This is a genomic window from Acidiphilium acidophilum, from assembly GCF_033842475.1.
GTDB classification, from domain to species: Bacteria; Pseudomonadota; Alphaproteobacteria; order Acetobacterales; family Acetobacteraceae; genus Acidiphilium; species Acidiphilium acidophilum.
On sequence record NZ_JAWXYB010000018.1, the window covers coordinates 352,736 to 369,741 of the forward strand.

Sequence of the window (17,006 nt, forward strand, 5' to 3'; positions counted from 1 at the left end):
ACTTTTTTGAGCTGGGCCGTGGGCTGTGGCGTCCGTGCGCCCCGGACCCGGATCAATGAAAGTTTTTGCTTCTTTTTACAAAAAGAAGCCTTCCCTTCCTGATGGCCAGTATCTCCCTCCGCCCGGCCCAACCGGATGACGTGCCCGCGCTGCTCGGCCTCGTTCACGACCTCGCAATTTACGAGCGCGCCCCCAATGCCGTCGAAATGACCGCGCCGATGCTCCATGCGGCCTTGTTCGGCGATGCGCCGCTGGCCCGCGCGGTCGTTGCCGTCGCCGACGACATCCTCGGCTTCGCGGTCTATTTCACGACATTCTCGACCTGGACCGGCAAGGCCGGGCTTTATCTGGAAGATCTGTTCGTCAAACCCGAAGCGCGGGGCCGGGGCATCGGCAAGGCGCTCCTGCGGCATCTGGCCGGCGAGGCGATCCGCCGCGATTGCGCCCGGCTCGAATGGCAGGTGCTCGATTGGAACGAGCCCGCCATCGCGTTCTACAAATCCCTCGGTGCCGAACCGCTCGATGAATGGACGCGCTATCGCGTCAAAGGCGCGGCGCTCGCGGCCCTCGCCAATCAGGAGACCCTTCATGGCTGATCAGACATTCGACGTCATCGTGGTTGGCGGCGGGCCGGGCGGCTACGTCACCGCCATTCGCGCGACGCAGCTTGGCATGAAGACCGCGCTGGTCGAGCGCGAGAATTTGGGCGGCATCTGCCTCAACTGGGGCTGTATCCCGACCAAGGCGCTGCTGCGTTCATCGGAGATCAACCATTTGCTGCATAATCTCGGCGAGTTCGGATTTGCGGCGGACAATATACGTTTCGATCTCGCCAAGGTCGTCAAGCGCTCGCGCGGGGTCGCGAAGCAATTATCCTCGGGCGTCGCGCATCTGATGAAAAAGAACAAGATCACCGTGTTCGATGGTTCGGGCAAACTGGCCGGCAAGAACACGCTCGCGGTTGAAAAGGACGGCAAGGCGGTCGCCACGCTGACCGCGAACCACATCATTTTCGCAACCGGCGCCCGCGCCCGCATTCTGCCCGGGCTGGAGCCGGACGGGAAATTGATCTGGTCGTACCGCGAGGCGATGGTGCCGGACATGATGCCGAAATCGCTGGTGGTGATCGGGTCCGGCGCGATCGGTATCGAATTCGCCAGCTTCTATCGCAACATGGGGGCGGAGGTTACGGTGATCGAAGCCCTGCCGCGCATCCTCCCGGTCGAGGACGAGGAAATCTCGGCCTTCATGCACAAGCAGTTCGAAAAACAGGGCATGAAGCTGCTGACCAAGGCGGTGTTCAAATCGGCGGAGACGGGCAGGGACAACATTACCGTGACCGTCGAAGCCGGCGGCACGGCGCACAGGATCACCGCCGATCGCGCGATTTCGGCCATCGGTATCGTCGGCAATTTCGAGAATCTCGGGCTTGAGGCGGCAGGGGTAAAGGTCGAACGCACCCATGTCGTGGTCGATGGTTTCGGGCGCACCGGCATCGAGGGCATTTACGCGATCGGCGACCTCACCGGGCCGCCCTGGCTCGCGCACAAGGCCAGCCATGAGGGGATCATCTGCATCGAGAAAATCGCGGGCCTCGATCCGCACGAATTCGAGACCGGCAACATCCCCGGCTGCACCTATTGCCGCCCGCAGGTGGCCTCGGTCGGCATGACCGAAGCGAAGGCGAAAGAGTCCGGCCGGACCATCAGGGTCGGGCGGTTTCCCTTCATCGGCAACGGCAAGGCGATCGCGATGGGCGAACCTGAAGGTATCATCAAGACGATTTTCGATGCCGAAACCGGCGAGTTGCTCGGCGCCCACATGGCCGGTGCCGAAGTGACCGAGATGATCCAGGGCTATGTCATCGCCCGGCAGCTCGAAACCACCGAAGCCGACCTGATGCACACGGTCTTCCCCCATCCCACGGTCAGTGAAGCGATGCATGAATCGGTGCTTGACGCCTATGGTCAGGTCATCCACTTCTGAGCGCATGATGCGTATCGAAATAGATCACCGGGTGAGGCACCCGGAAAAGCAGCACCGGAGCGACAATCCGATCCAGCGCAAGCCGGCGTGGATCCGGGTGAAGGCGCCGACGCACCCGATCTATCTCGAAACCCGCGACCTCATGCGCGAAAGCGGGCTGGTAACCGTCTGCGAGGAAGCCGCCTGCCCGAATATCGGCGAATGCTGGTCGCAGCGCCATGCCACCATGATGATCATGGGGGAAATCTGCACCCGTGCCTGCGCATTCTGCAATGTCGCGACCGGCCACCCCAACCCGCTCGCCGCCGATGAACCTCAGCGTGTCGCCAGCGCCGTCGCAAGGCTCGGTCTTCGCCATGTCGTGATCACCTCGGTCGATCGTGACGATCTGCCGGATGGCGGGGCCGCGCATTTCGCCGCCGTGATCGCGGCAATCCGGGCTGCGACGTCGGACACCACCATCGAAATCCTCACGCCGGATTTCCTGCGCAAGCCCGGCGCGGTCGAGACCGTCGCCGCCGCCCGGCCCGACGTGTTCAATCACAATCTCGAAACCGTGCCGCGCCTCTACCCCACCATCCGCCCCGGCGCGCGCTATTTCCAGTCCCTCCGCCTGCTCGATCAGGCCAAGCGCTTCGATCCATCGATCTTCACGAAATCGGGTCTGATGGTCGGGCTCGGTGAAACCAGGGCCGAGATCGGTCAGGTGATGGACGATCTGCGGATCGCCGAGGTCGATTTCCTCACCATCGGCCAATATCTGCAACCCACCGTCAAGCACGCGGCGGTGGACCGGTTCGTAACGCCCGACGAGTTCGCCGAACTGGCCGCGATGGCGCGGGCCAAGGGGTTCCTGATGGTCTCGGCGACCCCGCTCACCCGTTCCTCCTACCATGCCGATGCCGATTTCGCGTCGCTCCGCGCGGCGCGCGCCGCCCGTCTGGCCGCCTGAGCATGCCGAAATATTCCGAGCGCAAACTGGTGCCCTACCGCCCCGACCAGATGTTCGATCTGGTCGCGGATGTCGGCAAATACCCGCAATTCCTGCCGTGGTGCGTCGGCGCGCGAATCCGCTCGCGCCAGGGCGACAATCTCGTCGCCGACCTCACCATCGGTTTCGGCCCGTTCCGCGAAAGCTTCACCTCCCGCGTGACGCTGGACGCGCCCGAACGCATCCATGTTCACTACGAGAACGGGCCGTTCAAATATCTGCGCAACGAATGGCGCTTCATCCCCGATCCGCGCGGCACCGTGATCGATTTCTACGTCGATTTCGAGTTCCGCAGCTTCATCCTGCAGAAAGCGATCGGCGCGGTATTCGCCGAAGCGGTGCGGCGAATGGTCGCGGCGTTCCTCACCCGGGCGCGGGCGATCTATGGCGCGCCGCAGATTGCGAAAGTGCCGGAGGAGGTTAAGGTTTAGGGCTGCTTTTTTGAAAAAAAGTAGAAAAAAACTTCCGCTCCCTGCGGCACGATCCGGTCACGCCACCGTGCCCCAACCAAAGAGAGTTTTTTGGTTCTTTTTTGCAAAAAAGAACCCTTCCTTCCTGAAAGCACCCCATGTACGCCCCCCTCCCGCTCGACCCGACCGCCCCGCCGGTCACGATCAATCTGTTTTCCGACACCCAGACCCGCCCTTCGCGCGCCATGCGCGAAGCGATGCTCGATGCCGAGGTCGGCGACGAACAACTCGGGCTCGACCCCACGGTCAACGCCCTCTGTGCCCGGGTCGCTGCCCTGCTCGGCAAGGAGGCGGCGATGTTCCTGCCCTCCGGGGCGATGTGCAATTCGGTCGCCATCCTGACCCATTGCCGCCCCGGCGATGAAATCATCGCCCACGAGTCCGCCCATATCATCGAGGCCGAGGGCGGCGCACCCTGGGCGCTGGCCGGCGCGCGGGTGCACGGGCTGCACGGTGCACGCGGCTTTTTCACCCCGGACGATCTGCGCGCCAGCCTGCGCGCCCCCTCGCGCTATTCCGCCCCGCAGACCCTGCTCGAAGTCGAGCAGACCTCCAACCTCGGCGGCGGTGCGATCTGGCCGCTCGATGTGCTGCAACAGCTTGCCGGCATCGCGCATGAGGCGGGCATGGCCACCCATATGGATGGCGCGCGGCTGATGAACGCGGTGGTCGCCTCCGGCATTGCCGCCGCCGATTATGCCGCCCCGTTCGACACTGCGTGGATCGATTTCACCAAGGGGCTCGGCGCGCCGCTCGGTGCCGTGCTCGCGGGATCGGCGGAGGTGATCGACCGGGCATGGCGCTGGAAGCAGCGGCTCGGCGGCGCGCTGCGCCAGGCCGGCATCTGCGCCGCCGCCTGCCTGTATGCGCTCGATCACAATGTCGATCGGCTGGCCGAGGATCACGCCAATGCGCGGCGGCTCGCGGCGGGGCTGGCCGGGATTGCCGGGTTGCAGGTCGAAACCCCCGAGACCAATCTGGTCTATGCCGATGTCGCCGCCAGTGGCCGATCGCCGAACGACTGGGCGGCCTCACTGCGCGCCCAGGGTATCATGGTCTCGGTGATGGGCCGCACAAGGCTGCGGCTCTGCACGCATCTCGATGTGACCGCCGGGATGATCGAGACGACGATCGCGGCCTTCACCGCGATCAACTGACCCGGCCACCCTCGGTTTCGCCCTCCTGCAACAACGCGTCGATCGCCGCGACAGTCGCAGGCGGCAGATGGCGGAGCCGGCGGGCGAAGCGGTTGGCCAGGGCCGTCTGCTCGGGCGTCAACCCCGCGCTGTCGAGGCGGAGTTTCGGTTTCGACACCCGCGCCAGATCGGCCAGATCATGCGCGTCGTCCCAAATCAGGCCGAACTTCTCGCAGATCTGATGGATCAGCCCCGGTGAGGGCGCGCCGCGACGGCCATGTTCCAATGCCGAAAGATAGGCGGGCGAGATATCGAGCGCCGCCGCCATGGCCCGCAGGGTGATCCGGCGTTCGGCGCGGAGCGCGCGCAGCCGGGCGCCGAACGGTGTCATGCCCGGTTGCGCCGGAGCAGCACCCGCAACGCGCCTTCATTGGCGGCGTGGGGGTGGCAGACCGCGAGGATGAGGGCGTGCAGCGGTGCATCGTTCAGCCAGAACGGCACCTCGCGGCGCAGCACGCCCTCACCGCCGCCGCGCCTGCCGTGACCGGTGACGATTTCAACGCAGCGCAGCCCGTGCCCGGCGGCCCCGGCGATCAGTGCCGTTACCGCGACATGGGCGGATGCCTTGGTCATGCCGTGCAGATCGAGCACGCGTTCGGGGGCGATCTTGCCGGCGCGGAACCGGGCCCAGGTCGCCCGATCGAGACCGGGGGGTGCCACGCCGATCGAAAGCGCCGCCCGGCGCGGGGCTTTCCCTGCGGCTTTCGGCTCCGGCCCAGCGGTGGGCTGTGCCGGGGTGGCCTTCCGATCGACCGGAGCGGGTTCGGTCAACTTCGGCTCGGTCAACTTCGGCTCGGGCGGCATCGGCACGGAAACGCCCGGCAGCGGCGTCACGTGCCGCAGATACCGTGCCCATGCCTCCAGCTCGGCCGCAGGAATAGGTTTCCGTCTGACTCCCATGATCGGGATCTTTAACAGATAACGTGGCGTTTATCCGGCGTTCTGCGCCCCGACCAGCACGATATGCAGCCGGCGCGGCCCATGCGCGCCGAGTTCCAGCGTCCGCTCGATATCCGCCGAGCGCGACGGGCCGGTGACCAGCATGACATTGCGCGGCATCGGCCCCGCAGCGCGCAGCCGGTCGAACGCATCCTCATACGGCCCCACGATGGCGTCGGCGTCGAGCACCACGATCTCGGTATCCGGCAACAGGTTGAGCGTGGTCGGCGTCGCCGCACCGGAGGGCAGCATCAGGGTGCCGGTTTCAGCGATACCGGCGAACCCGGCCTGAAGCGAGACCATGTCGGTCGGGGTGGCACGCCCGTAGCGGGTGGTCAGCAGGGTGTGCGCCGCCCAGTCGATCGACTCCAACTCGGGATGGGGCGCGATCACGAGGTCGAGCGGCAGGTTCTGGCCGCGCAGATAGGTCGCGATCGCCTCGGGCAGGTCGGCCCGGTCGGCGATATGGTCGATCGTGGCATATTCGCGTGTGGCGTTGGCGATGAACAGCGCGACCAGCGCCTCGTGATCCTGCAATGACCGGGCGGGAATGATCTGGCGCGGATGGGCGGCCAGCCGCGCCTCGATCATCATCGCCTGATCCGCCGGCAGGGCATCGCGCCGGAGCCCGCGCCGGATGCTGCCGAGAATCGCGGCCTTGCGGGCCTGGTTGTCGATTTTCATCGGCCGCGCTGCTCCCGTGCGTAACGGGCAAAGAAGGTCTCGCCCTCCGGTGCCGGCATGTCGCGCGCCGTGGTCCAGGCTCCGGCGAAGGGCAACCAGCCGAACCGGCCGCGTTTGCGCCCGGCAAGCCCCATCGCCCCGGCGGCCATGCGGGTCACGGCGCGGTAGAGGGCGGGGCGGCGCGCAAAAAATCCCCAGACCCCGATGCCGTAGCGCGTCGTCGCCGGGGCGAGGTTGCGCTCGAAGGCGCGTTCCCGCCAATGCCGCATCATGCCGGTAAGGGGTATCTTCATCGGACAGACGCTCTCGCATTTGCCGCAGAACGTCGAGGCGCTGGGCAGCAGATGCGCCTGATCCGCGCCGAAGATCGCCGGCGTCAGCACGCTGCCCATCGGCCCGGAATACATCGAGCCATAGGCATGACCCCCGACCGTCAGATAGACCGGGCAGTGGTTCATGCAGGCCGAGCAGCGGATGCAGCGCAGCATGTCCTGAAACTCGGTGCCGACCATGTTGGAACGGCCATTATCGAGCAGGATGACGTGATATTGCTCCGGCCCGTCGAGATCGCCCGCGCGTTTCGGGCCGGTCGAGAACGTCGTGTAGACCGAAAACTCCTGCCCGGTCGCCGAGCGCGCCAATACCCGCAGCAGCGAAACCGTGTCCTCGATGGTCGGCACCACTTTTTCCAGCGAAGCCAGCACGATGTGCACGCGCGGCAGGGTTTGCGTGAGGTCGCCATTGCCCTCGTTGGTCACGATGATCGAGGTGCCGGTCTCGGCGATCAGGAAATTGGCCCCGGTGATGCCGACATCGGCGGCGATGAATTTTTCCCGCAGCACGGCGCGGGCCTCGGCCTGGATATCGCGCTTTTCGGGAAAGACCCGGTCGCTCGGCAGATGGGTGTGGGCGGCGCGGAAACTTTCCTCCCAATCCTCGCGATTGAGATGGAAGGCCGGGCCGATGATGTGGCTGGGGGCCTCGTTGCGCAGTTGCAGGATATATTCGCCGAGATCGGTCTCGATCGGCTCGATCCCCTGTTCGGCAAGAAACTCGTTGAGACCGATCTCCTCGGAAATCATCGACTTGCCCTTGGTGACCGTTCGCGCCCCGACCGAGCGGCAGATTTCCAGCACCGCGTCGCGCGCATCGGCGGCATCGCGGCACCAATGCACCTGGCCGCCATGCGACTCGACCTGGCGCGTATAGTGATCGAGATAGACATCGAGATGGGCGATGGTGTGGTTCTTGATGCCTTTGGCGGTCTCGCGAAGCGCCTCGAATTCCGGAAGCCGCCCGACCGCGGCGGTCCGGGTTTCAGCGAAGGGCTTTTTCGCCCGGGCGAGCGCCTTCTGCAGCCCGGCATCGTCGAGCGCGGCGCGAACGTTGGACTTGAAGGCAGGACTGGTATTGAGCATGAGCTACTCCGGGGCTGGAAACCAGTGTAGAAGCTCCATTGCGCGGCGCAAAGACCGCCTTGGGGCCGACGATCATCGCGCGTGAGATCCGGTTTGTTTCCAGGTCAAAAAAAATGGCGACACTTTCGTGCCGCCAAGTTTAGGGAGGAAACGTCCAAGAAAGCAAACATAGCGAACAAGCCGCCGTGTTGCTGAAGATGGTTATACGCATAGGCTAAGCATGATGCAAGAACTATTTTGCAGTGCAGCATCGCGATTCCGATGGGGATTCGCCTGATTTGCCATCAATTTGTCCGGCGTGGCGTCGATATGGGCGGAAACTAACTCCAAATTAATCATTTACCGGCATACCACCCGTCATGAACCGGTATCGGATCGTCGTGGCATTGATGGTGGCGTGGGTCGGCATGGTCTGGCCGCGGATCGCTGCGGCCCTGCCCGAAGGGGCGGTGCCGGCTTTCGTCCCCGTTGCCGATCCTTCGACCCTGTGCGCCGCGGCGGTCAATATGGCGCAGGCCATGGTTCACACCCCGCCGGGTCTGCTGAACGCGATCGCCACGGTCGAAAGCGGTCGCCAGGATGCGGCGACCGGGCATCGCGCGGCCTGGCCCTGGACGATCGATGCGAATGGCGCGGGTCACATGTATGCCACCGAAGCCGAAGCGATTGCCGCGGCGCAATCGTTCGAAAGCCAGGGGATCAATTCGCTCGATATCGGGTGCATGCAGATCAATCTGGCCCATCATCCGGATGCGTTCACCAGTCTGGCCCAGGCATTCGACCCCGTCGCCAACGCCGTGTACGGGGCGCAATTCCTTCGCCGCCTCAAAACCCGGACCGGCGGCTGGACCCAGGCCGTGGCGGCCTACCACTCGCAGACCGCCGCACTCGGAACGCCCTATGCGCGCGAGGTCTTCGCCGTGTGGCACGATCAGGGCGGCCCGGCACCAGGCAATCTGCCGCAATTGACCCCGATCAGCGCAATGACGCCAGGCGCGATGACGGCGATCCCCACACCGGATACCAAAAGCGTCAAGCCGCAGGCCGGTGCGATCCCGCTGCGCCATTTCGGCGTCGGCGGTTTCGCCTTCACCGGCTTGCGGGGCCGCGCCGCATTGATCCCGATCGCCACCGCGATTCCTTCAGGCGGTGGCACCGCCGGTGCGGTCGGGCGCGGTCTCGCCGCCTACCGGCGCGACCCGATCCCGATCACGGGGGCGAAATGAGGGCTATCTCCGCGCCCCGCTCACGATCAGGACAGCAGCGGACCCCAGGATGGATCGGTCGCATCGGTCGGCGTCGGCGTGACCCGCTCGTTGAACCCGTCACTGCCGATCGTGACGAGATGCGACACGTTGCCGACCCGCAGCGGGGTCTGCCGGTAGAACATGATGACCCGCCCGTTCGGGCAGAAGGTCGAGCCGCCTTCGAGAAACCCCTGCGAGAGCAGGCGCTCGCCCGAACCATCGGGCTTCATCACCCCGATCCCGAACCCGCCCGAACCGATCCGGGTGAACGCGATCAAATCCCCGCGCGGCGACCAGTCGGGCTCCGCGTAGCTGCCCTTGCCGTAGGAAATCCGGCTCGGACTCGATCCATCCGCCCCCATGACGAACAATTGCTGCTCGCCCGGGCTGTCGCGGTCGGAGGCGAAGACGATCTTGGTGCCATCGGGACTGTAGCAGGGCGTCACGTTGATCGAATTGGCATCGGTCAGGGGACGCATCTGGCGGCTGCCAAGATCGTATTTCACGATCATCGCGCCACCGCCCTTGGTCACCGAAATCAGCAATGCGCTGCCGTCCGGGCTGAAACGCGGCCCGATGCTCATTTCCCCGAACCCGCCGACCACGGAACGCGCGCCGGTCTGCAGATCGAACAGAAACACGCGGGGGCGGTTGTTTTCGAAGCTGACGAAAGCGAGCTGCTGGCGGGTGGGGTTGAACTGCGGGGTCAGGGCCATCCAGCGGCCCGATGTCAGAAAGCGGACTTCGGCGCCGTCGTAATCCATGATCGCGAGCCGCCGTGTCGGGCTGGTCGGCGGGCCGGACACCGAGATGAACGCGACGCGGGTGTCGAAATAGCCTTTTTCCCCGATCATCTGCTGATAGATGTCATCGGCGATGATGTGAGCGATGCGCCGCCAGTTGCCCGAGGCCGTGGTGTAGGCGGTCCCTTGCAGCTGCTTCTGATCGGCGATGCTCCACAACCGGTATTCCACCCGGACCTGACCGCCGCCCTGATCGGTCACGCTGCCGGTGACCAGGGCCTGAGCGCCCAGGATCGACCAGTTCGCCCAGACCGGCACGCCGTTCGCGGTGGAATTGGGCACGAAGCTGCTCTGCCCGATCGAGCGGAACAGGCCGCAATGATCGAGATCGGAGGTAATCACCTGGATCATCTGATCCCCCAGCTCCGACGTCCCGCCGCTGGCATTGGTGAAGGCGGGCAGGGCAATCGGGATCGGGGCGTTGTGCGCGCCGGACACGTTGATCGCATCGCTCGGCCCGCTGGTTGCCGATTGCGCCCGCGCGATGCCGGGCAGGACCAGACCCGCCGCCCCCGCGCCGAGCATGAAGCGGCGCGATAATGGTGCCAGGCGTTCGACCATCGTGCCGGGCACGCGCGGATGGGGCTGTGGGCTTGGGCGATCTGTCGTCATCGGTAACCTCTATCGTGTAAATTCGGCGGTATTACGGCGTGAAGCGGAATATGAAGGTATGAACCGAGCCGAGCATATAAGGCGGAAGCGGCAGCTTGGCACATTGATAGTTTTTCACCGCATCGACAGCTCTCTGCGCGAACGCCGCGAATACCGGGTCGCCCAGTTTGCCCTGATCGGCGGGGGCGACTTCGGCCTCGCGCACCACGCCGGAGGCATCGGTCACCACCTGCAACAGCACGCTGAAGCTTGAGACGCCCGGCGCACCGGCATCGATCCCCCAGCACGGCTGGACTTCCGAGCCGATCGCATTGCGCTGCGCCGCCGAGAGGCCGGAATTCGCCGTGCTCATTTTCGTGCCCCCGCCTTGCGGGGCACCGCCCTGACGCGGGTTGTACTTCGCGGTCGGCGCTTTTTTCTGTTTTTCCAGCGACCGCAGTTTCGCGATCGTGTTCAGGACCGACTGGCTCATCGCCGCCGGGGTCTTGACCACGTGCTTCTGGCTGGTCGGGCTCTTTGGCGCCGGGGTGGGCGGCTGCTTTTTCGGCGGCAGCGGTAGTTTTTTGGCAGGCTTCACCACCGGTTTTTTCGGTGGCGGACGAGGCGGCTGCGGCGGCGGTGGCGGCGGTGTGGGCAGTGGCGTCGGGGCGCGGGTTGGCGGCGGCGGCGGCGGTGCGGGGGCGGGCGGGCGCGGCAGTTTCGGCTGGGCGTGCGGTGTGGGCGGCGGCGGCGGGGGCGGTGGCGGTGGCGCGACTTTCGGCTGGTCCTTCGGCCTTTCCTTGCTGAGATGCGCCTTATGGACCTGTTTCGTGTTGGCCGGCGCCGGGACTTTGCCCTTGTGCAGGGCCTGCTGGGGCACGTGCGGCCCGATGATCGTCACGTCCACCGCGGCGGTCGCGGGCGATTTCAGCTTTTCGGTCGGCAGCACCACGATCGCGAGCAGGATCACGGCCAGATGCACCAGCCCCGAAATCAGCGCGCTCCGCTTCAACCGTGGTTCCACCGGTCAGGCCTTCCCGCCGATATGGTCGCGATCCCGCATTCCGACCGACCGGTTCAGCGGGCTGACGGGGTTGGCTGCTGCGCGAGCAGGGCGACCTTGTCGAAACCGCCATCGGTGATGGTGGCCATCACTTTCAGCATGGTGCCGTAGGGCACGCTGGTATCGCCCCGGACGAAGATCCGGCGATCGGTGTTGTTCTTCGCGATCTGCTGAAGGGTCGCGACCAGATTGGTCAGCGCCACCTTCGAGTTCTGGAGGTAGACATCGCCCGCTGCGTTGATGGTGATGGTGATGGGGGTCGCGTCGGTATTGACCGGCTTGGCGTTGGCTTGGGGCAGATTGACCGAGACGCCCGAGGTGATCAGCGGGGCGGTGATCATGAACACGATCAGCAACACCAGCATGACGTCGACCAGCGGGGTCACGTTGATTTCCGCCATCGGGCGATAGCGGCTGCGCCGGTTGCCGCGTTTGTTGTCGAGCAGACCGCCGGCCATTATGCGCGCTCTTCGGCTTGGCGCGACAGGATGGCGCTGAATTCCGCGCCGAACGCTTCGAGCCGCGCGGCGACGCGGGAGAGATCGGTCGAGAGCTTGTTATAGGCGAGCACGGCGGGAATAGCGGCGACCAGGCCGATCGCGGTGGCGAACAGCGCCTCGGCGATGCCGGGGGCGACGACCGCGAGATTGGTGTTGTGCATCGCGGCGATCGCGGCGAAGGAGTGCATGATGCCCCAGACGGTGCCGAACAGGCCGACGAAGGGCGCGACCGCGCCGATCGAGGCGAGGAACACCATGTGGCGTTCGAGCCGTTCCATCTCGCGCATTGTGGTCACACCCATGGCCCGGTCGACCCGTTCGTTGATGCTGGAGCGGACGATATCGGCCCCGGCGACGCGGGAGGAGCGGCGCCATTCGCCCATGGCGGCACCGAAGACCGCGGCCATCGGGTGGCCGGGTTCGGAGCCTTCCTGTTCGTAAAGCTCATCGAGGCTGCGGCCCGACCAGAATTTGTCCTCGAAGGCGGTGGCGTCGCGGTTGACCCGGCGGATGGTGATGGTTTTCTCGATGATGATCGCCCAGACCCAGATGCTGGCGGCGAGCAGCAGCAGCATGACGAACTGCACCACGAAGCTCGCCTGCATAAACAGGCTGAGCAGTGACAGATTCGCACTCGGTGCGGCGAGCCCCGCGGCGTTGACAGCCTGATCCATGTTCAAGTCCCTTCCACGGCACGAGGGCCGTCTGCAATTCCGCCTACCCGCATCCGCTCCAGCGCCGCACGCATCGGCACCGGGAGTCGTGCGGCCCTTTGACTGACCGCGTCGATACAGGCAAGCCCGAGGTCGATCCGCACCAGCGCCACATCGTCGCGCCAGATCGTCTGGTCAAGCGTGACCTGCGCCGCGCCGATGGCGAGGACACGGGTTGTTACCACCAGCCAGTCATCGAGTCGCGCGGGCCGCTCATAGTCGATATTGGCGCGGCGCACCACGAACATCCGGTGGTGGGTGGCGATCATTTCCGCGTGGGGGGCGCCGAGGGTGCGCAGGGCCTCGGAACGGGCGCGTTCGGCGTAGCGCAGGTAATTGGCGTGATAGACGATGCCGCCAGCATCGGTATCCTCGAAATAGATCCGCAACCCCAGGCGGTGGATGCCGTTGCGCAGTTCGTTCATGGTTCGAACAGCAGGTCCTGCTGGCCGTTGGGCGACGGGGGCGGGATGATGCCGAGATGGGACCAGGCGTCGCGCCCGAGCATGCGGCCCCGCGAGGTGCGGGTGAGCAGGGCCTCCTGGATCAGGAAGGGTTCGACCACGTCTTCCAGCGTGTCGCGCGGTTCGGACAGGGCGGCGGCGAGGGTTTCGATGCCGACCGGGCCGCCGTTATGATGTTCGGCGATCCGGCGGAGATAGCGGCGGTCCATGGCGTCGAGGCCGCGATGATCGACGTCGAGCCGGCGGAGGGCGGCGTCGGCGGCGGCGCGGTCGATGGTGGTGGTGCCCGCGACGGTTGCAAAATCGCGGATGCGGCGGGTCAGGCGGCCGGCGATGCGGGGGGTGCCACGCGAGCGCTTGGCGATTTCGGCGGCGCCGTCCGGGGTGAGGTTCATGTTCAACAGATGGGCGGCGCGGGTTACAATCCGTGTCAATTCTTCCGGCGTGTAGAAGATCAGGCGGAGCGGGATGCCGAAGCGGTCGCGCAGCGGGTTGGCGAGCAGGCCGGAGCGGGTGGTGGCGCCGATCAGGGTGAAGCGGGGCAGGTCGATCCGGACCGAGCGGGCGCCGGGGCCTTCGCCGATGATGAGGTCGAGGACGAAATCCTCCATCGCGGGGTAGAGGACTTCCTCGATCGCGGGTTGGAGGCGGTGGATTTCGTCGATGAACAGGACGTCCTTCGGCTGAAGGTTGGTCAGGATCGCCGCGAGGTCGCCGGCTTTCTGGATGATCGGGCCGGAGGTCGCGCGGAAGCCGACACCCATTTCGCGGGCGATGATTTGCGCCAGGGTGGTTTTGCCGAGGCCGGGCGGGCCGTGGAGGAGGACGTGATCGAGCGGGTCGCCACGGCCCCGGGCGGCGGCGATGAAGATGGCGAGGTTTTCGCGGCTGGCCTGCTGGCCGGTGAAATCGGCGAGGGTTTGGGGGCGGAGGGCGGCTTCGGGTCCGTCCTCGGTGTCGCGGGCGGCGGAGAGGAGGCGGGAGTCTTCGGGTTCGGTCATCGGGCGAGGCGACGCAGGCCGTCGCGGATCAGGGCATCAAGCGTGGTGTCGGGGCCGAGAGTGGCGAGGGTGGCGGCGACGGCCTGTTCGGCCTCGCCGCGCCGGTAGCCGAGGTTGGTCAGGGCGGAGATGGCGTCGCCGGCGAGCGTGGGGGTTGTGGTGGCGGGGAGGATCGGGACGGGGGCGAAGCTGGTGCCGGTGGGCATGGCGGCGATGCGTTCGCGGAGTTCGGCGATCAGGCGGGCGGCGAGTTTGGGGCCGACGCCGGGGGCGCGGGTGATGGCGGCGCGGTCCGCGCTCGCGATGGCGCTGGCGAGTTTGTCGGGCGGGAGGGCGGAGAGCAGGGCCAGGGCGACTTTGGAGCCGACGCCCTGAATGGTGGTGAGGAGGCGGAACCAGTCGCGTTCGGCGCTGTCGATGAAACCGTAAAGGGTGATGGCGTCTTCGCGGACCTGGGTTTCGATCAGCAGGCTGGCGCGGGCGGGTGGGGCGGGGAGGGCCGACAGGCTGCGGGCGGAGAGGAAGACGACATAGCCGACGCCGCCGACATCGATCAGGCAGCGGCCGTCTTCGATCTGTTCGGCGAGGCCGGTGAGTTTGCCGATCATGCGGTTGCGGCCAATGGAGCGGGGATGGCGGAGGCGGTGGCGAGGTGATGGGCGTGGCAGATGGCGACGGCCAGGGCGTCGGCGGCGTCGGCGCGTTTGATCGTGGCACCGGGGAGGAGACGGCGGACCATGAGGGCGACCTGGGATTTTTCGGCGTTGCCGGTACCGACAACAGCGCGTTTGACGGTTTTGGCCCCGTATTCCGCAACCGGGATGCCGGCGCGGGCGGGGGCGAGGAGGGCGACACCGCGGGCGTAGCCGAGTTTGAGGGTCGCGGTGGCGTTGCGGTTGACGTAGGTTTCCTCGACAGCGGCGAAATCGGGGGCGTAGGTTTGGAGGAGTTCGGTCAGGGCGGCATCGAGAACGCGGAGACGCTCGGCGACCGAGGTATCGCCATCGGTGGGGATGACCCCGTCCGCAATATGGCGCAGGCGGTTGCCATCGACCTCGATGATGCCGAAGCCGGTGAAACGTAGGCCGGGATCAAGCCCCAGAATGCGCGCGCGAATCGCCATTGGCGGGGTTATACGCCGGGGGCGGCGGTGGCCCAAATTCGGGGCTGTGAGGAAGGAAGGGCTACTTTTTTGAAAAAAAGTAGCAAAAAACTTCTATTCGCCGGGGCGTGGCGGTGAAAGGTCACGGACCCAGAGGAGCAAAGTTTTTTTGCTTCTTTTTGTTCACAAAAAGAAGGCCTGCCTTTGCCTTTTCCCTATTTAGTTACGATATCGTAACGATATAGGCGTGACTGATTGCGGATTGGGAGCGGCAAATTTTCGCTTTGGGGGGCGGAAATGGGTGGTGTGGTCGAGGTCAATGATGCGGCGGATCGGGGTTGGTTGGGGCGCGGTGTGAGCGCGCGGTGCCGGGGGTTCGACCGGAGCGACGGGCTCGCGGACGGCCGGGGCGGCGGGAATGGGGGTTGTGGGATATGGATCGTCCAACCAGCCAGAATCGTGCGGGCGCGGCGCGGGGGTGCGCGGGCGGCGGGGTTTTGCGGGTGTGGGATTGGGGGTGTGCCGTTGTTCGCGGGTGGGCGCGAGCGGGTTGGATAGCGCTGCGACGGCTTTCGCGAGGCTGGCGGCGATGCTGTCGAGCAGGAGGAACAGAAGTTCCATGAATTTTACGATGGCGGGATGATGGTGATCGGCGCCCGCCTCGTAGGCATGGCGGAAGTCTTCAAATATGACTTTGAAGTTTTCGGTCAAGGCTTCACGAGGGGGAGATGCTTGGGTCACACGGGACTATAAGCATAGGAGGCGGGAGGTGAGAAAGCGGAGAGAAGGGAAGGGCAGGCGAGGAAGGGCTACTTTTTTGAAAAAAAGTAGCAAAAAACTTTTGTTATTTGGGCTATGGGCGGTGTCAGGGGAACGGGCTCAGAGTCAGAGAGTTTTTTGGTTCTTTTTTGCAAAAAAGAACTCTTTTTGCCTTATCTTTTGCGAAACTGATTGCTTCGCTGGGCTCGCGGTGGCGTGGGTCAGGAGTCGAGGGATTGCATGATGGTGTCGGGGATTTCGAAGTTGGCGTAGGTGTTTTGGACGTCGTCGCTGTCTTCGAGGGCGTCGATGAGTTTGAGGACGGCGCGAGCGGCGTCTTCGTCGAGGGTTGTGGTGGTGGTGGGGCGCCAGTCGAGTTTGGCGGTTTCGGGTTCGCCGAAGTGGGATTCGAGGGTATCGCGGACGGCGAAGAAGGATTCGACGGCGCAGGTGATTTCGTGGTGGTCGGTGGTTGATTGGGCGTCGTCGGCGCCGGCTTCGATGGCGGCTTCGAGCATGGCGTCGGCGCTGGCGGCGGTGGCGGGGTAGCGGATGAGGCCGATGCGGTCGAACATGAAGGAGACGGAGTTGGATTCGCCGAGGGTTCCGCCGTGTTTGGAGAAGGCGGTGCGGATATCGGAGGCGGTTCGGTTGCGGTTATCGGTGAGGGCTTCGACGATGATGGCGATTCCGGCGGGGCCGTAGCCTTCGTAGCGGACTTCGACGTAGTCATCCGAGCCGTTTTGTCCGGCGGCTTTTTTGATGGCGCGTTCGATGGTGTCGCGGGGCATGTTGGATTGGCGGGCGGCGGCGCAGGCGGCGCGGAGGCGGGGGTTGGCGGCGGGGTCCGGCAGGCCTTGTTTGGCGGAGACGGTGATTTCGCGGATGAGTTTGGCGAATTGCCGGGCGCGGCGGATGTCCTGCGCGCCTTTGCGGTGCATGATGTTCTTGAACTGGGAATGTCCGGCCATGGTCTGCCTCGATGGGTTCGCTCGATGGGTTCGCTCGATGGGTTCGGTGTCGAGGGGGGCGGCATAGCAGGGGTGGGCGGGTTTGTCAGGGTGGGCGGGGACGCGATG

Annotated in this window: 20 protein-coding genes; 6 read left to right on the forward strand and 14 right to left on the reverse strand. The window is 65.4% G+C overall.

Annotated features, from left to right (window positions below; genetic code table 11):
• Positions 1-101 precede the first annotated feature (101 nt).
• The 5 genes from SIL87_RS04300 to SIL87_RS04320 all read left to right on the forward strand — a co-directional run bounded on the left by SIL87_RS04300 (position 102) and on the right by SIL87_RS04320 (position 4,604).
• Positions 102-596, forward strand: a complete 495-nt coding sequence (locus tag SIL87_RS04300) for a GNAT family N-acetyltransferase (RefSeq protein ID WP_319612972.1) — start codon at positions 102-104, stop codon at positions 594-596.
• Complete coding sequence (gene lpdA, locus SIL87_RS04305; RefSeq protein ID WP_319612973.1) at positions 589-1,986, forward strand: dihydrolipoyl dehydrogenase; 1,398 nt, start codon at positions 589-591, stop codon at positions 1,984-1,986. Before SIL87_RS04300 ends, lpdA begins: the two co-directional genes overlap by 8 nt.
• A 7-nt stretch (positions 1,987-1,993) precedes the next feature.
• Positions 1,994-2,938 (forward strand): lipoyl synthase, encoded by a 945-nt coding sequence (gene lipA / locus SIL87_RS04310; RefSeq protein WP_319615904.1) that lies wholly within the window; start codon positions 1,994-1,996, stop codon positions 2,936-2,938.
• Positions 2,939-2,940: 2 nt separating this feature from the next.
• Positions 2,941-3,408, forward strand: a complete 468-nt coding sequence (locus SIL87_RS04315; RefSeq protein ID WP_319612974.1) for a type II toxin-antitoxin system RatA family toxin — start codon at positions 2,941-2,943, stop codon at positions 3,406-3,408.
• Between the two features lie 137 nt (positions 3,409-3,545).
• Positions 3,546-4,604 carry a threonine aldolase family protein gene (locus SIL87_RS04320; protein ID WP_319612975.1) on the forward strand — a complete coding sequence of 353 codons (1,059 nt, stop codon included), beginning with the start codon at positions 3,546-3,548 and terminating at the stop codon, positions 4,602-4,604.
• Here the strand turns inward: SIL87_RS04320 and SIL87_RS04325 are convergent.
• From SIL87_RS04325 to SIL87_RS04340, 4 genes are read right to left on the reverse strand one after another with little or no spacing between them, the layout of a single operon-like run.
• Positions 4,597-4,974: a helix-turn-helix domain-containing protein gene (locus SIL87_RS04325; protein WP_319612976.1), complete on the reverse strand. Its 378-nt coding sequence runs from the start codon at positions 4,972-4,974 to the stop codon at positions 4,597-4,599. The two genes, SIL87_RS04320 and SIL87_RS04325, sit on opposite strands and share 8 nt — an antisense overlap.
• Entirely contained in the window at positions 4,971-5,543 is a 573-nt protein-coding gene (locus SIL87_RS04330) for a Smr/MutS family protein (protein WP_319612977.1), read from the reverse strand. Before SIL87_RS04330 ends, SIL87_RS04325 begins: the two co-directional genes overlap by 4 nt.
• A 30-nt stretch (positions 5,544-5,573) precedes the next feature.
• Entirely contained in the window at positions 5,574-6,266 is a 693-nt protein-coding gene (locus SIL87_RS04335; protein WP_319612978.1) for a LutC/YkgG family protein, read from the reverse strand.
• Positions 6,263-7,684: a lactate utilization protein B gene (locus SIL87_RS04340; RefSeq protein WP_319612979.1), complete on the reverse strand. Its 1,422-nt coding sequence runs from the start codon at positions 7,682-7,684 to the stop codon at positions 6,263-6,265. Before SIL87_RS04340 ends, SIL87_RS04335 begins: the two co-directional genes overlap by 4 nt.
• A gap of 359 nt (positions 7,685-8,043) precedes the next feature.
• On the opposite strand from SIL87_RS04340, the gene SIL87_RS04345 reads away from it, so the two are divergent.
• Positions 8,044-8,910, forward strand: a complete 867-nt coding sequence (locus SIL87_RS04345; protein ID WP_319612980.1) for a lytic transglycosylase domain-containing protein — start codon at positions 8,044-8,046, stop codon at positions 8,908-8,910.
• A 26-nt stretch (positions 8,911-8,936) separates the two neighbouring features.
• Here SIL87_RS04345 and tolB read toward each other — a convergent pair whose 3' ends face one another.
• The 10 genes from tolB to SIL87_RS04395 all read right to left on the reverse strand — a co-directional run bounded on the left by tolB (position 8,937) and on the right by SIL87_RS04395 (position 16,898).
• On the reverse strand, positions 8,937-10,346 hold the full coding sequence (gene tolB / locus SIL87_RS04350) for a Tol-Pal system beta propeller repeat protein TolB (protein ID WP_319612981.1): 1,410 nt from the start codon (positions 10,344-10,346) through the stop codon (positions 8,937-8,939).
• A 31-nt stretch (positions 10,347-10,377) separates the two neighbouring features.
• Positions 10,378-11,337 carry a hypothetical protein gene (locus SIL87_RS04355; protein WP_319612982.1) on the reverse strand — a complete coding sequence of 320 codons (960 nt, stop codon included), beginning with the start codon at positions 11,335-11,337 and terminating at the stop codon, positions 10,378-10,380.
• 65 nt (positions 11,338-11,402) lie between these two features.
• Positions 11,403-11,846 (reverse strand): protein TolR, encoded by a 444-nt coding sequence (tolR, locus tag SIL87_RS04360; protein ID WP_319612983.1) that lies wholly within the window; start codon positions 11,844-11,846, stop codon positions 11,403-11,405.
• The gene (gene tolQ, locus SIL87_RS04365; RefSeq protein WP_319612984.1) at positions 11,846-12,562 is read right to left on the reverse strand and encodes a protein TolQ; all 717 of its coding nucleotides are present in this window, start codon (positions 12,560-12,562) and stop codon (positions 11,846-11,848) included. The genes tolR and tolQ overlap by 1 nt, the downstream gene beginning before the upstream one ends.
• A gap of 2 nt (positions 12,563-12,564) precedes the next feature.
• Positions 12,565-13,026 (reverse strand): tol-pal system-associated acyl-CoA thioesterase, encoded by a 462-nt coding sequence (ybgC, locus tag SIL87_RS04370; protein ID WP_319612985.1) that lies wholly within the window; start codon positions 13,024-13,026, stop codon positions 12,565-12,567.
• Positions 13,023-14,066, reverse strand: a complete 1,044-nt coding sequence (gene ruvB / locus SIL87_RS04375) for a Holliday junction branch migration DNA helicase RuvB (protein ID WP_319612986.1) — start codon at positions 14,064-14,066, stop codon at positions 13,023-13,025. The genes ybgC and ruvB overlap by 4 nt, the downstream gene beginning before the upstream one ends.
• Complete coding sequence (ruvA, locus tag SIL87_RS04380) at positions 14,063-14,674, reverse strand: Holliday junction branch migration protein RuvA (RefSeq protein WP_319612987.1); 612 nt, start codon at positions 14,672-14,674, stop codon at positions 14,063-14,065. The genes ruvB and ruvA overlap by 4 nt, the downstream gene beginning before the upstream one ends.
• Positions 14,671-15,189 carry a crossover junction endodeoxyribonuclease RuvC gene (ruvC, locus tag SIL87_RS04385; protein ID WP_319612988.1) on the reverse strand — a complete coding sequence of 173 codons (519 nt, stop codon included), beginning with the start codon at positions 15,187-15,189 and terminating at the stop codon, positions 14,671-14,673. The genes ruvA and ruvC overlap by 4 nt, the downstream gene beginning before the upstream one ends.
• Positions 15,190-15,387: 198 nt before the next feature.
• Positions 15,388-15,879 carry a hypothetical protein gene (locus SIL87_RS04390; protein WP_319612989.1) on the reverse strand — a complete coding sequence of 164 codons (492 nt, stop codon included), beginning with the start codon at positions 15,877-15,879 and terminating at the stop codon, positions 15,388-15,390.
• 269 nt (positions 15,880-16,148) lie between these two features.
• Positions 16,149-16,898, reverse strand: coding sequence for a YebC/PmpR family DNA-binding transcriptional regulator (locus SIL87_RS04395; protein WP_319612990.1), 750 nt, complete (start codon positions 16,896-16,898; stop codon positions 16,149-16,151).
• Positions 16,899-17,006: the final 108 nt, after the last annotated feature.

Excerpts from the sequence above, each read along its gene's own strand:
- SIL87_RS04300 (WP_319612972.1), top strand. The coding sequence starts at position 102 with ATGGCCAGTATCTCCCTCCGCCCGGCCCAACCGGATGACGTGCCCGCG.
- lpdA (WP_319612973.1), top strand. The coding sequence starts at position 589 with ATGGCTGATCAGACATTCGACGTCATCGTGGTTGGCGGCGGGCCGGGC.
- lipA (WP_319615904.1), top strand. The coding sequence starts at position 1,994 with ATGCGTATCGAAATAGATCACCGGGTGAGGCACCCGGAAAAGCAGCAC.
- SIL87_RS04315 (WP_319612974.1), top strand. The coding sequence starts at position 2,941 with ATGCCGAAATATTCCGAGCGCAAACTGGTGCCCTACCGCCCCGACCAG.
- SIL87_RS04320 (WP_319612975.1), top strand. The coding sequence starts at position 3,546 with ATGTACGCCCCCCTCCCGCTCGACCCGACCGCCCCGCCGGTCACGATC.
- SIL87_RS04325 (WP_319612976.1), bottom strand. The coding sequence starts at position 4,974 with ATGACACCGTTCGGCGCCCGGCTGCGCGCGCTCCGCGCCGAACGCCGG.
- SIL87_RS04330 (WP_319612977.1), bottom strand. The coding sequence starts at position 5,543 with ATGGGAGTCAGACGGAAACCTATTCCTGCGGCCGAGCTGGAGGCATGG.
- SIL87_RS04335 (WP_319612978.1), bottom strand. The coding sequence starts at position 6,266 with ATGAAAATCGACAACCAGGCCCGCAAGGCCGCGATTCTCGGCAGCATC.
- SIL87_RS04340 (WP_319612979.1), bottom strand. The coding sequence starts at position 7,684 with ATGCTCAATACCAGTCCTGCCTTCAAGTCCAACGTTCGCGCCGCGCTC.
- SIL87_RS04345 (WP_319612980.1), top strand. The coding sequence starts at position 8,044 with ATGAACCGGTATCGGATCGTCGTGGCATTGATGGTGGCGTGGGTCGGC.
- tolB (WP_319612981.1), bottom strand. The coding sequence starts at position 10,346 with ATGACGACAGATCGCCCAAGCCCACAGCCCCATCCGCGCGTGCCCGGC.
- tolR (WP_319612983.1), bottom strand. The coding sequence starts at position 11,846 with ATGGCCGGCGGTCTGCTCGACAACAAACGCGGCAACCGGCGCAGCCGC.
- tolQ (WP_319612984.1), bottom strand. The coding sequence starts at position 12,562 with ATGGATCAGGCTGTCAACGCCGCGGGGCTCGCCGCACCGAGTGCGAAT.
- ybgC (WP_319612985.1), bottom strand. The coding sequence starts at position 13,026 with ATGAACGAACTGCGCAACGGCATCCACCGCCTGGGGTTGCGGATCTAT.
- ruvB (WP_319612986.1), bottom strand. The coding sequence starts at position 14,066 with ATGACCGAACCCGAAGACTCCCGCCTCCTCTCCGCCGCCCGCGACACC.
- ruvA (WP_319612987.1), bottom strand. The coding sequence starts at position 14,674 with ATGATCGGCAAACTCACCGGCCTCGCCGAACAGATCGAAGACGGCCGC.
- ruvC (WP_319612988.1), bottom strand. The coding sequence starts at position 15,189 with ATGGCGATTCGCGCGCGCATTCTGGGGCTTGATCCCGGCCTACGTTTC.
- SIL87_RS04395 (WP_319612990.1), bottom strand. The coding sequence starts at position 16,898 with ATGGCCGGACATTCCCAGTTCAAGAACATCATGCACCGCAAAGGCGCG.